The 12,364-nt window shown below is 31.6% G+C and carries 14 protein-coding genes and 1 tRNA gene; 11 read left to right on the top strand and 4 right to left on the bottom strand.

The annotated features are described in order from the left end of the window. The 4 genes from ACYSNM_RS09990 (at position 1) to ACYSNM_RS09975 (ending at position 4,056) form a co-directional block, all read left to right on the top strand. The gene (locus ACYSNM_RS09990; protein ID WP_461756766.1) at positions 1-924 is read left to right on the top strand and encodes a homoserine kinase; all 924 of its coding nucleotides are present in this window, start codon (positions 1-3) and stop codon (positions 922-924) included. Continuing rightward, a complete protein-coding gene (gene thrC / locus ACYSNM_RS09985) occupies positions 921-2,210 on the top strand; it encodes a threonine synthase (protein ID WP_461756765.1) in 1,290 nt (429 codons plus the stop codon). Before ACYSNM_RS09990 ends, thrC begins: the two co-directional genes overlap by 4 nt. A gap of 398 nt (positions 2,211-2,608) precedes the next feature. Beyond that, positions 2,609-3,196, top strand: a complete 588-nt coding sequence (locus ACYSNM_RS09980) for a hypothetical protein (protein WP_461756764.1) — start codon at positions 2,609-2,611, stop codon at positions 3,194-3,196. A gap of 2 nt (positions 3,197-3,198) precedes the next feature. Then, positions 3,199-4,056: a hypothetical protein gene (locus ACYSNM_RS09975; protein WP_461756763.1), complete on the top strand. Its 858-nt coding sequence runs from the start codon at positions 3,199-3,201 to the stop codon at positions 4,054-4,056. A gap of 40 nt (positions 4,057-4,096) precedes the next feature. On the opposite strand, the gene ACYSNM_RS09970 is transcribed toward ACYSNM_RS09975, so the two are convergent. Continuing rightward, complete coding sequence (locus ACYSNM_RS09970; RefSeq protein ID WP_461756762.1) at positions 4,097-4,264, bottom strand: hypothetical protein; 168 nt, start codon at positions 4,262-4,264, stop codon at positions 4,097-4,099. Positions 4,265-4,378: 114 nt separating this feature from the next. Here ACYSNM_RS09970 and ACYSNM_RS09965 point away from each other — a divergent pair. Continuing rightward, a tRNA-Ser gene (locus tag ACYSNM_RS09965) sits at positions 4,379-4,463 on the top strand. Between the two features lie 473 nt (positions 4,464-4,936). On the opposite strand, the gene ACYSNM_RS09960 is transcribed toward ACYSNM_RS09965, so the two are convergent. Then, positions 4,937-5,245 (bottom strand): hypothetical protein, encoded by a 309-nt coding sequence (locus tag ACYSNM_RS09960; protein ID WP_461756761.1) that lies wholly within the window; start codon positions 5,243-5,245, stop codon positions 4,937-4,939. Positions 5,246-5,430: 185 nt separating this feature from the next. Then, positions 5,431-6,129: a hypothetical protein gene (locus ACYSNM_RS09955; protein WP_461756760.1), complete on the bottom strand. Its 699-nt coding sequence runs from the start codon at positions 6,127-6,129 to the stop codon at positions 5,431-5,433. Between the two features lie 545 nt (positions 6,130-6,674). On the opposite strand from ACYSNM_RS09955, the gene ACYSNM_RS09950 reads away from it, so the two are divergent. From ACYSNM_RS09950 to ACYSNM_RS09925, 6 genes are all read left to right on the top strand, one after another. Continuing rightward, a complete protein-coding gene (locus ACYSNM_RS09950) occupies positions 6,675-7,262 on the top strand; it encodes a DUF6630 family protein (protein WP_461756759.1) in 588 nt (195 codons plus the stop codon). Between the two features lie 113 nt (positions 7,263-7,375). Further along, positions 7,376-8,152: a hypothetical protein gene (locus tag ACYSNM_RS09945; RefSeq protein WP_461756758.1), complete on the top strand. Its 777-nt coding sequence runs from the start codon at positions 7,376-7,378 to the stop codon at positions 8,150-8,152. Between the two features lie 537 nt (positions 8,153-8,689). Beyond that, on the top strand, positions 8,690-9,652 hold the full coding sequence (gene yfdV / locus ACYSNM_RS09940) for a transporter YfdV (RefSeq protein ID WP_461756757.1): 963 nt from the start codon (positions 8,690-8,692) through the stop codon (positions 9,650-9,652). Positions 9,653-10,082: 430 nt separating this feature from the next. Next, a complete protein-coding gene (locus tag ACYSNM_RS09935; RefSeq protein WP_461756756.1) occupies positions 10,083-10,424 on the top strand; it encodes a helix-turn-helix domain-containing protein in 342 nt (113 codons plus the stop codon). Next, positions 10,417-11,166: an ImmA/IrrE family metallo-endopeptidase gene (locus ACYSNM_RS09930; RefSeq protein ID WP_461756755.1), complete on the top strand. Its 750-nt coding sequence runs from the start codon at positions 10,417-10,419 to the stop codon at positions 11,164-11,166. The genes ACYSNM_RS09935 and ACYSNM_RS09930 overlap by 8 nt, the downstream gene beginning before the upstream one ends. After that, entirely contained in the window at positions 11,147-11,404 is a 258-nt protein-coding gene (locus ACYSNM_RS09925; RefSeq protein ID WP_461756754.1) for a hypothetical protein, read from the top strand. The genes ACYSNM_RS09930 and ACYSNM_RS09925 overlap by 20 nt, the downstream gene beginning before the upstream one ends. Positions 11,405-11,816: 412 nt before the next feature. Here the strand turns inward: ACYSNM_RS09925 and ACYSNM_RS09920 are convergent, their stop codons facing one another. Then, a complete protein-coding gene (locus ACYSNM_RS09920; RefSeq protein WP_461756753.1) occupies positions 11,817-12,341 on the bottom strand; it encodes an alpha/beta hydrolase in 525 nt (174 codons plus the stop codon). Between the last annotated feature and the right edge of the window lie 23 nt (positions 12,342-12,364).

Raw genomic sequence — 12,364 nt, 5'->3', positions numbered from 1 at the left:
ATGGAACAAATAAAAATATTATGCCCCGCAACTGTGGCCAATTTATCGTGTGGTTTTGATGTATTAGGAACATGTTTGGATAATGTTGCAGATGTAATGCACGTGAAAAAAATTGCAGAGAAAAAAGTGGTTATTAAAGAGATTATTGGGGCTAACTTACCTCTTGATCCTCAAAGTAATGTAGCATCAGTGGCAGCAATAGCTTTAATGGAACATTTACAACCTGATTTTGGAATAGAGATTACAATAGAGAAAAACATAAAGCCAGGTAGTGGTATTGGCTCAAGCGCTGCTTCAGCCGCCGGAGCGGTCTATGCTTTAAATGCTCTATGTGGTTATCCTTTAGAAAAACAAGACTTAATTGCCTTTGCTATGAAGGGAGAGGCTTTAGCAAGTGGAGCTGAACATGCCGATAATGTATCTCCGGCTTTACTTGGAAATTTTACTTTAATCCAAAGTTATGACCCTCTAAAAGTAATAAGTATCCCTAGCCCAGAGGATTTATTCCTTGTGGTATTACACCCTTTGATAGAACTAAAAACAAAGGACTCCAGAGCTGTTATACATCAGCAAGTTTCTTTGAAAAAAGCAACTATACAGTGTGGTAATCTAGCGGGGTTTGTAGCAGGATTATACACAAAGGATTACGAGTTAATAAAAAGCTCATTAAAAGATGAATTTGTGGAGCACAAACGCTCTATGCTTATCCCTTTTTATGACTTAATTAAAGAAAAAGCCCTTGAAAACGGCGCTTTAGGAGCAGGTATATCTGGAGCAGGTCCATCTATATATGCCCTGTGTAAGTCACAAGAAACAGCCCAAAAAGTAGCCGAGTCCATGCAAAACATTGCCCGTGAAAAACAACTAGATTTTAATTTACACCTCTCCCCTATTAACCAACAAGGAATAAAAGAATTACCATGAAATACTATAGCCTAAACAATCCAGATATTCAAGCAAGCTTTAAAGAGGCAGCCCTTTTGGGACTTGCTAAAGATAAAGGACTTTTCTTTCCACAAAGCATACCTTCTTTGGATAAAGACTTTATTGATAATATTGATAAATACTCCAATGAGCAGATAGCCTTAAAGGTAATACAACCTTTTGTAGGAAAAGACATTGACAAAGATACCCTTGAGCAAATCGTCGCACAAACATTAAGCTTTCCATTGCCTGTAAAACCAGTGGATCCAAAGTGTCATACACTAGAGTTATTTCATGGTCCTACCCTAGCCTTTAAAGATGTTGGCGCTGGATTTATGTCTAGATGTTTAAAGCATTTTGTGAAAGACTCCAAGGGGAAAATACGCGTTTTAGTGGCCACTTCAGGAGATACAGGTGGAGCAATTGCTCATGGGTTCTATAAACAAAAAGGTGTAGAGGTAATTATTTTATACCCAAAAGCAAAAGTAAGTGACTTACAAGAAAAACAATTGACAACACTAGGGCATAATATTACAGCCCTAGAGGTAGACGGAGATTTTGATTTATGTCAGGCTATGGTTAAAAAGGCTTTTTTAGATCCTGAGTTTCAGGATCTAAATTTAACTTCAGCTAACTCTATTAATATATCTAGATGGCTTAGTCAAATGTTTTATTACTTTATTATGTATAAGGAGTTAAAACAGGTAAACAAACCCTTAGTGGTTAGTGTTCCTAGTGGAAATTTCGGAAATATATGCGCTGGGTTATTAGCTAAAAAAATGGGCTTACCTATAGATCACTTTGTAGCTAGCACAAATGCCAATAACACAATTACTCGTTATTTAGAACATGGGCAGTATAAACCTAACCCTACACAGCCAACTATTTCCAATGCCATGGATGTTAGTGACCCAAGTAACTGGGTTAGAGTAATGGAATTATTTGAAAAACAAGACATAGAGGTGAAAAACTCTGTAAGTGCTTATAGTTTTAGTGACCTACAAACAAAACAAAAGATAAAAGAACACTATCAAAAAACAGGTCAAATAATAGACCCCCATTCTGCTGTTGCTTTTTTAGGTCTAGAAAAGTTTCAAGAATCTAATAAAAACTATCATGGAGTCTTTTTACAAACAGCACATCCAATTAAGTTTGACAATGTAATTAATGAATGTTTAAACTTAGAGGTAGAAATGCCCCTAGAGCTTCAGAAATTATACGAAAACCCAAAAATTGCCACACCAATTAGCAATTACCAAGATTTAAAGGATATCTTATTAAAATAGAAAAGGTGGTATAACACATGCATAACAAAACCCTATTAGGAAAAATTGTCCCTAGTAGGGTTTTGTTTTATAGGTCTACGTTAGTTTAGTATTAATAGGCAAATAAAAAGAAACTCTTGTGTCCATAACTTAGAAAAAACAAGCTATATTAGTAGTAGTTTATTCAAAATACACTTCTTAAGTAGAACTTAAAAAACATCCCTTAGCTTGTTTGTTGCCTATACTAAGTTGTGTAATATATAAGAACCTACCTATATCTAATGGAGCAAAGCAACAATCCCTATTTATTTACTTACCACTTAATAAAGCTACCCTTTTTGGGGGCTTTAAAAAATGTCTTTTTTCCATTAAACAAATCAAAAATAGATGGACTAATTCATTCACAAACTATGACTGCTATGCAGCTAGGATCCAGTATATTTTCTGCAACAAGATTATTTTCAACAAATCTTGTCGTGTTTGCCCAATGGCAAGATGAAACTTCGTTCACTAACTTCCTACAATCTCATGCATTTGGTAAAAAACTATCCGAATCTTGGTATATAAAACTAAAATTTATTAGACAATGGGGTGCAATTTCAAACTTTGTTATTCCACAAACAACTATGGAAACAACTACGGATAATCAACCTGTGGTTGCCATTACTCTAGCTAGGATGAAATATAGAGAAATACCTAGATTTTTGCGTTGGGGCAGACCTGTAGAAAAACTAGTACGTGATCATTATGCTACTACTTTGTCTTTAGCATCTATACGTTATCCTAACCTAATCTCCACTTTTTCGATCTGGAATTCACAAAAAGAAATGTTACAAATGGTTCATGGACATTCCAAAGTAGATAAACCTAAAGACCATGCAAAGGCAATGAAAGAGAGAGATCGAAAAGATTTCCATTTTGAATTTACTACGCTTCGATTTTTACCTATTTCAGAACACGGGGTATGGAAAGATAAAAAAGATTACCTACCCAAGATAACAATCTAATTATGAATTTAGCCTACCGCTTACAAAACCTCCAAGATTTACTTACACAACAATGGGTTATTTCCACTGGTCGTAGATACAATGCATTACAAGACAACTGGCTAAATGGTCCTTTTGGAGAATTAAATGGCATAGGGGAAGAATTTATCCACCAATTAGCAAAGAAAGAACAATTATCCATTAATAGAAATGTAACCTCCTTAGGTCTGTTTAGCACAATTAAGCAATTGAACTTAAAGCAAGAACAGTTAGAAAATTTATCTAAAAAAGTAATTGATTTTTATGAACAAACCTCCAAATTTGATATTTCATTAGAAGTTAAATGGAATCCTTTTTTTAGATTTTTCGGTTTAATAGTTAATCGCCTTTTCAGTAAAAGAATTGATCAACTTAATATTCCATTACAAAATAATGATCAAGAAAAACTAAGTAGCGAAATCATTCAATTAATAGACTTAAAAACCAAAGAAATTAAATATACTATTTGGCTAAGAAAAAATGTAAATAGTGGCCAAGTTATTTATTCCGGAATCTATACAACTTGCATATTGCCTAGCAAAAAGACCTGTGTCAAAGCAGTATTTCCCCTACCAATGGGAAATGCAACTGTACTTCTTAAACCAAGTGTAGGACAAAATAAAGAGTTAATCTTAGACTGTTCAGGTAAAAGATATGGTGATCCTGGGTTTTACTTCCTAGTAAAGGATTCTAGAAATAATAATTGGGCAAATTTTGTACGCTCCTTTACAGACACTTTAATAATCCAAGAAAAATATGACAGCCTATTAGCAAAACAATCCCTTAGACTCTGGAGTGTAAAAGTGGTTAACTTAACTTATATAATAAACCCAAAACAGTAAACAAGCCTTACTCCTATTAAAACAAAATTCTATTGGAGTTTTAAAACATAGCGCGAATATCTACTAAAACACATGCAGAATTATAGTTATTAAGGCTCTTTACTATATGCTTATCTGCAGAAAATTTGTCTGTAGCTACCTTTAAAACGGTACAGTAGGTAAATACTAAAAAATAATTAGTAAAAATACGCACCATTAATAAACACATACTAAAGCACTTATAAAAAAGACGTAGATAATTATTTATTTTTACACTCAAAACCTTGCAAAGCCCAGTATTTGCTACTATATTTGCACTCAGTTAGACCAAAGGAATAACCTTGGAGAAATGGCAGAGTGGTCGATTGCGGTAGTCTTGAAAACTATTGACTGTAACAGGTCCGGGGGTTCGAATCCCTCTTTCTCCGCAATATAAACTGATACTTAATCAGTTAAAGCACTAAAACCCAATTTTACACCCAAAAATGTAAAATTGGGTTTTTTTATATCTTTTGCTTAGGTAAATCAATGTAATTACATCTAAACAAACAGCTAATAAATAATCGAAATTCTCTCTGAAATTTTTTAAAATAGTTGGTAGTGGAAATTTGCTTACTATCTTTACTTTAGAAATTTCTATAGACTAGTTTTTCCACAAAGTACAATTTGTAGAAACTATAAAAGTATTCAAGATTAGCATAGTGATGAAACTGAATTCGCAACATTATCGTTACAAGAAAAACAAAGAAAATCCCCTTACTACTTTTGAGCAATAAATAGGCGAAGGCGTATTTATAGTTTGATTTGAATTTGTAATAGTATTTTCTTAATCCATTTTTTAAAATCGAATATTAGTGTTTATTGTTGGTGAGTATATCCTTGTAAAGATCATCCTAATCTCTTACTGCTCTTTCCTTTTTAATTCCCGAAGCTGTCGTTTAACTTCGCAGATATCTTCGTTAACTTTCTTTAGATGGAAATAAATAGAGACAGGTATAAGAATAGCAAAGATCGCAAAATAGAATATCACTTCATCTTCATAAGTCCTCCCTGATGGACTTCCACTTCTTTTAGGTATAAAAGGAAATAGAAACGGAGACACTATTCCAGCCACAATTGCAGTTATAACCTTGTATCTTTGCCTAGGAAGTTTTTTTAAACGCTCTTCGAGCTCTTTTTGCTTTGAATATTCTACTTTTCTATCTACCATTTTTTAATTATATGATGTATTCTTTCTATCCTAATAAATAGCTTAACCGTTTGTTGATTATTCTATTAAATAAGCAAAGAAAGCCGTCTATTAAGCTGTTAAACAACTGCTAATTTACCTAAATAAAAATCAAAAAAAACTAACTCTACACTTATTCTATGTAAAACTGGTTATTTGTAATTTTACTAATTAACGTATTTAAATGACCTGCCTTTTATTTTTTCAATGTAATCTTCAAACTTTGAATAGTGGTTGGGAGATTCTTCAATTTGCTCATAAAGAAAAGAGTTGTCTTCTTTAGGATAGATGATGATTGTTTCGCCAAAACGCAAATCAAATAATTTCATACTAAAAAACAAACTCGAGAATCCATCAGGTGTGGCTTGAAAAACCCATGGATAATTTTGTTGTGTTAATTCAACGTTTCCTTCAGCTGTGAGGTATGGATAATTTCGTGAACTCACAAAAGTATTGAGTTTAGCTTTGTTGTCATTGGTCAAAACAATAAGTGTGAGTTTCGTATTAACCGTGTTGCTAAAGTAGGATTTATGTTCTCCAATTTGAATCCCTTTTAAAATAGAAGAACCTTTTTGAATAGTAAAAGGATTTGAATAAACGGTATAATTGTAGTCAGCAACCGGAAAAGGGTAATTATTCAGCGGGTATTTTCCAAAGAAATCCGAATCTTCATTATAATTTTCGATATCTTGTTTAAAAAGGGATTGATCCCATGTAGTACTATCTAGATTTACAGCGGCTCGCTTTTTTAATTTATTAAGTATTTTTGTATTTTCTATAAGTGTGTTAGTATCGGACTTATTCTCATTAGTACAGGAATAAGCGAAAAATCCGATAATGATTATTAAAACTATATGTTTCTTCATTTGTAATGTTTTTGCCTTGTCAGTAACGTTTAGGGGGCTGGCGTAGGAATGTAAAATTGAAGATAGAAATTTCAATTTTACCTAAACGCACATTAGCCTCATGTCACAACTAATTTACTTAAATAAAAGACATAAAAATCCAACCCTACATTATTAGATGTAAAATTGTTTGTTTGTTAAATCATGTTTATTGGCTTAAGCCATACCTCGACTATTAATTTTTTTCAGTTAAAGAATTTAATCAAGATAACTAAAACAGGTCCTAAAAAAGAACTTCGAGGTTCAACTAACCCATGCATGGAGAAAAAAAACAACTATGCCTAACATAGATTTGGTGCAAAACTATTTAAGTCCAAAATTTGGAGTTAATAAGTTTTATTCCATAAAAGCCAGTTCTATTAACTTTTTTCTTAAATTTATTCGGTTAATTGCTTTTGCTAACTGTTCCGCTAAATGGAGACTATTGGCTTCCATTCACCACTCCTTTACAAATCAAAGGCAGGTTAGCAGAAATACTATGACCAATAACTTATAAAAAAAATCAGATGGGAATCTTTTCAAAATTTTTCGGAATAGCAAAAACTTCAAAAAGTGAAACTACTTTGAATGATAAATCAACTCCTGTAGAAAGCAAAATCAATGTTGAGTTTTACCAAAAACTAATTGACACTATTGTAACTTCAGAATCTTTAAAAAACGAATTAAAGATCAAAATTCAACAAGCATTTAAAAATCCAAAATCATTTTATGATGAGGATGACGAATTTATTTTATCTGAACGTGGACTTACCTTCTGTGAAGATGATTCATTAACTCCAAAATTTGTTTTAGTAGACACATTAAAAGACAATGATCAGATGGCAGAAGTGGATTGGAAAGAAGATGAGCATGAAATTCGCTTCGTTTTAAATAAAATAATAAAAGCTAAAGGCTATAACTTTAAACTTTCAGAAGATTTAAGTTACCAGAATAATCAAACTTTTGAAATCATTGAACTAATAAATGAAAAAGAATTAAAGCCAATAGGTTTCTCTTTAGAAATTCTCGATATTGATTCTGACAGTTATGTTTTTACAGTAATTCCTTCTGAAAATCAAAAAGAAGTACAATGGATGTTTGATACGCTAAAATAGAAGTCAACTATATAGCCTTTTTTCCTAAGTTTATGCAATAATAGTCTTTTGTTTAAAAGAAAAACATTTGACTATTCATTTCCATTGCTCCATTAAGCCAAGAAACCCTTACTATGAAAACATACTTATCCATAATTTTTATTTTACTATTCTCTATTTCATTTGGACAAGGCAAGGCTGAATCCGGTGTAGCCTTAAGAGAGCAAGGAGAATATGACCAGGCTATTAGCTATTATCTAAAACAAAAGGAAAATGGATTCTGGGACTGGGGAAATAAGTATAATTATGCTAAAGTTCTTGCCTTAGCACAACAAGTAGATAGTTGTTTTTCCTATTTAGATCAAAATATAAATGAGCAAATTTCAGTTCAAACTCTAACCGATGTAGAATTTATTAGAATTAAAGAAGATAAAAGATGGGCTGTATATGAACAAAGCGTAATTAATAAACATCTTGCTTGTAAGGAGGTAAGGTCAAGTGCACAGATCTATAGAATGATAGCCCTATATAGAAAAGATGACAGTAATATTAAACTACTCTTTGACTTTATCAACAACAATGGATGGCCAAAAATAAGTCAAGTAGGCTCTGCATCTACCTCTATCCTAGCTATCTTAGAAGAAAACGAAGTGTTTTTAAAAGAATCTAAGAAACATCTAAAAAAATTAAAACAACTATGTATAGAAGGTGAAGTTAATTGCCAGTATTTTGCCCAAATATATGATTTGATACAAAAACAAGACAACAAACCACAAAAGTATGGGACAATCTTTGATATAGATTACAATAACAACAATAAAAGAATCTATTACAAATTTAGTAATGAAAAAAATGTCAATAAATCAAGATCTGAAATAGGACTAGAAAAGTTGAAATATTACAATGGTTAACACAGAGGCAACTTAACTTATAAGCCTTTCTGCTGATGTCTTTTAAATGATTAAGAAATCAGCAAAATAGTTTTCAGATTTAAACAGTATCGAATAAGTACTCGAAAATAGACTCTAATAAAATATATTCTAAATAGTAAGAACTAAGATATTCAAGCAGTAATTGAAAGGTTACTGCTTTTCTTGTATATAACTCAAAGCTAAAAGCAATAAACCCTAAATATAAAACAGAAAATAGTCTAAACAATCAGCTAGATTCTTTGAAGTTCTCTATAGATAATAAGTAATTGCTTACCCAAAAACTCCTTTTTTAGCCTACCTTTTGCTAAATACCTGTATAGTCTTTTTTAAGTTATATTTTTATTCAAACCAAGACTTCTACAAGGGTTTCCAATTTCAAAAATAGGTATTAACATCTATAAAATTCCATTTACACAACATAACTATGAGTGATATATTTTAATATTAGCATAGTATTAACTATTTTAGAGTCTTATTAATCAAATAAAATCTATTTAAACAAACAACAAAATACGTATGGAAGATTTGATGTCTAAGATCCTTTTTAATGATCTTATACCAATTATAGCAATAATGCTTATAGGATATGTCAGTGGTAAGAAAAATGTGTTTCAACAAGGACAATCCCAAGTTTTTAATAAACTAGTTTTAAATTATGCCTTACCAGCTGCACTATTTGTTTCGATAGTACGCGCTGATAGAGAAATGTTATTTCAAAATGCTACTTTAAGTATTATATCTCTTGTAGGTTTAGTAGCTCTATTTATGGTATCTTACTACACTATACAATGGTTTTTCAAACGCACTAAAGCACAGGGTGCAGTATGTGGTCTTGTAGCTGGGTCACCTACAATTGGTTTTCTTGGCTATGCTGTTCTTGATCCAATCTATGGTACAGGCATCGAAACAGGTTTAGTAATTGCTATAATTGCCATTGTAGCCAATGCGGTTATTATTCCACTTGGGTTATACCTTTTGAATTCAGCTAATGGTTCTAGTTCAAATCAAGGTAGTGATCACTCAAGTGCACTGATTGCATCTTTAAAACAACCTGTTGTATGGGCTCCTATGCTTGCTGTTTTGTTTGTCCTTATTGGAATCAAAGTACCTTCACAGATAGATCCAACTTTCCAATTACTTGCTCAAGCAAACTCCAGTGTTGCAGTTTTTGCCTCAGGACTTACCTTGGCCGCTTACCAATTTGAACTTAATTGGGAAACTGCTTATAATACGGTGTTTAAACTAATTATAATGCCTGGTATTTTCTTAATTGTAGGATTAGCATGCAAACTAGATAGCACGGTTTTACAAATGCTAGTTTTAGGAGTAGCTTTACCACCAGCATTCTCTGGTGTTATCATTTCAGGAAAATATAATGTTTATACTAGAGAGGCTACATCTGCCCTAGCTGTTAGTGTGGTTGGTTTTATCATAGCTGCTCCGGCTTGGATATATATTACAAAAACACTGAGTAGTTAAGTTAAAAAGTTAAAAGCTACCTCCGATTATATAAACAAAGGCATAACGATGCATATGGCAATAATCTAAACAAAATGACCTCCGTAGTACTACAGAGGTCATTTTGTTTAATACTCTTTCTCATTGGAGTGTTTCTATATTTACGTACTTGGAATACTTCTGTTAGAATATTTCTTTAATAAATAGATATTTTCCTCAATTAAATTTATCATTTCACCGATAAAGAAAAAGAAGCAAAGTCTTCGAGCCTTCTAAATCTTATAAACTTAGCAAATATTTGCTTTGAATACGGAATTTATAAACATCAATTTTAAACCGTAACTACCTCGTATATCGAGCACTAATTTTACTTTTAGCAAATAAAAAGCATGTTACAAAACACATATAAACATTTTTACCACTATATTTGTAACAAATAAAACTAGAAATTATGGACGCAACTATCGGAAAGAACATTAAATTACTTAGAGATAGAATTGGCATATCTCAAGATGATTTAGCTAAATATCTAGGTTTATCTAATAAAATGAAAATATCTAGATATGAGAATGGTACAGCCACGGTACCAACAAATCAGATGACTAAATTAGCAAATTTATTCGGGGTTGATGAGTATGACTTTTATGAAGAGGATGAAAATAATATTAAACTAAATGTTGCATTTGCTTTTAAAGCTAAGGAATTAGATGCAACAGACATAGAAACAATCGCTTCTTTTAAAAAACTTGCGATGAATTATTTGAAAATGAAAAAAGCTATAATAGATGAATAATTTTATTCTTGAGAACAAAGCCAATGAGTTTAGAGTTAGGAATGGAATCGGAGCAAATGATCCTATTCGCCTTAAGAGCTTATTAAGCAATTTGAATCTAATTACCGTATATAAGCCTTTAAGTAACGAATTTTCAGGAATGGCTTTAAAAATCAACAATGCTGACTCTGTAGAAAGATTTATACTCATCAACAGTAATCATTCCTTGGGAAAACAGCATTTTACAATTTGCCACGAACTTTATCATTTATATGAACAGCAAGAATTCAATTATATGGTATGTAGAACTGGTCTTTTTGATAAAAAAGACAAAGAAGAGTTTTATGCTGATTATTTTGCTGCAGTATTACTTTTACCTGAAAGTGGGATAAAGTCTTTGATACCAGAAGTAGAATTAGCTAAAGATAAAATTACAATTAAAACAATTTTAAAGCTTGAGCATTACTATTCTTGCTCGAGAGCGGCTTTATTATATAGATTACAAGATCTTATGTTGATAAGTAAATCATACGCTGAAAACTTTAAGTCATCTGTAAAGTTAAATGCTATAAGACATGGTTACAATACAGAGTTGTACTCAGCAGGTAATCAAGACCTAGTTATTGGTAATTATGGAGAACTTGCCTTTGAATTATACGACAAGCAAAAGATATCTGAGTCGCATTATTTTAGTCTGTTGAGTGACCTAGGTTTAACAACTCAAGAACTTCAAATTATCATGGATGGTGAAGAAAAAGAATAAAATTATACTAGTTGATGCAGACGTTATTTCGCATTTTATTAAAGCCGATGAAATATATTCTATTAATAGTATTTTTAATAACCAATTAAAAATACTTGACAAAGTTTATAATGAATTGAAAAATAATGTTTCTTGGAAACAACAAATCGATATTTTACTTTCTCAGAAAGTAATACAGGTAATACCTTTCCCTGAGAATAATATAGAAATAAAAAAGGAGTACTTTCGAATAAAATAACAACTCAGAAAAGGAGATGGAGAAAGTGCATGCCTGTCATTTGTAAGATATACAAGCGATATAATAGCTAGCTCTAATTTAGTCGACATCAAACAATATTGTGAAGAATTTGAAATTACCTATTTAACAACAATGGACTTTTTATGCTATGCATTAAAGAAAGGCATTTTCACTAAAGAAAGGTGTAATGATTTTATAGAAAAAGTTTTGACTAAAAAGTCTAGATTACCAGTAAGAGATATTTCCGATTATACTTGTAGAGATATTGATATCTAAAAAGTAAATATTTTCTTTACTCATCCACAAAAAACAATCATTAATACATAATATAATCAAGATAAAAGAAATCTACTTGATATTTTACCTAGAATAGTATGTATTGGAATATAAATAATGTGTTTTTAGAAACAAGTTAACTAATAACGTCAAACATTTGCTGACAAATACTCTTAGCCACCTCCCTTTTCTGGTATAATTCATGTCCTTGGTTTACATATAGCTTATATATGATACTCATTTGCTTGAACCAAGCATCGGAAGGTCTAAACTTATCTTCTTGTCCAAAAAACACCTGGATTTCTCCTTTGGGTTTCTGTGTTTCATACCTCAACCTTGTAGAAGATATTGCAAACAAATAATTGACTTTTAAGCCGGATAAACATGCTTTCCACGCAATATATCCACCAATACTAAAGCCTATGATAGCAAAAGCTTCCTTTTCTAATTCTAGTAGGTTTTTGACAGCTTTATCAATACCATTATTTATAAATTCTAGGTGAATATCCTCTTGGTTATCTTTACCTACAGAAACTCCTCCCAATTGTTGACAATCATAATATTGTAGATCAAAACACTGACCCAATATGGTGGTATAATAAGCCATCCAACATGATTTCTCCTTACCCCAAATATCAGAGAGTATAATTATTTTTTTCATAACCTTATTTTGTAAACCTCCTC

This window comes from Myroides sp. LJL116 (genome assembly GCF_054871685.1).
Note: the sequence above shows the minus strand (reverse complement) of the source record. Positions and strands in the feature narration are given on the sequence as shown.

What these genes read in the sequence shown, in the direction of transcription:
- ACYSNM_RS09990 (WP_461756766.1), top strand. Translation starts at nt 1, where the DNA reads ATGGAACAAATAAAAATATTATGCCCCGCAACTGTGGCCAATTTATCG.
- thrC (WP_461756765.1), top strand. Translation starts at nt 921, where the DNA reads ATGAAATACTATAGCCTAAACAATCCAGATATTCAAGCAAGCTTTAAA.
- ACYSNM_RS09980 (WP_461756764.1), top strand. Translation starts at nt 2,609, where the DNA reads ATGCAGCTAGGATCCAGTATATTTTCTGCAACAAGATTATTTTCAACA.
- ACYSNM_RS09975 (WP_461756763.1), top strand. Translation starts at nt 3,199, where the DNA reads ATGAATTTAGCCTACCGCTTACAAAACCTCCAAGATTTACTTACACAA.
- ACYSNM_RS09970 (WP_461756762.1), bottom strand. Translation starts at nt 4,264, where the DNA reads ATGTGTTTATTAATGGTGCGTATTTTTACTAATTATTTTTTAGTATTT.
- ACYSNM_RS09960 (WP_461756761.1), bottom strand. Translation starts at nt 5,245, where the DNA reads ATGGTAGATAGAAAAGTAGAATATTCAAAGCAAAAAGAGCTCGAAGAG.
- ACYSNM_RS09955 (WP_461756760.1), bottom strand. Translation starts at nt 6,129, where the DNA reads ATGAAGAAACATATAGTTTTAATAATCATTATCGGATTTTTCGCTTAT.
- ACYSNM_RS09950 (WP_461756759.1), top strand. Translation starts at nt 6,675, where the DNA reads ATGGGAATCTTTTCAAAATTTTTCGGAATAGCAAAAACTTCAAAAAGT.
- ACYSNM_RS09945 (WP_461756758.1), top strand. Translation starts at nt 7,376, where the DNA reads ATGAAAACATACTTATCCATAATTTTTATTTTACTATTCTCTATTTCA.
- yfdV (WP_461756757.1), top strand. Translation starts at nt 8,690, where the DNA reads ATGGAAGATTTGATGTCTAAGATCCTTTTTAATGATCTTATACCAATT.
- ACYSNM_RS09935 (WP_461756756.1), top strand. Translation starts at nt 10,083, where the DNA reads ATGGACGCAACTATCGGAAAGAACATTAAATTACTTAGAGATAGAATT.
- ACYSNM_RS09930 (WP_461756755.1), top strand. Translation starts at nt 10,417, where the DNA reads ATGAATAATTTTATTCTTGAGAACAAAGCCAATGAGTTTAGAGTTAGG.
- ACYSNM_RS09925 (WP_461756754.1), top strand. Translation starts at nt 11,147, where the DNA reads ATGGTGAAGAAAAAGAATAAAATTATACTAGTTGATGCAGACGTTATT.
- ACYSNM_RS09920 (WP_461756753.1), bottom strand. Translation starts at nt 12,341, where the DNA reads ATGAAAAAAATAATTATACTCTCTGATATTTGGGGTAAGGAGAAATCA.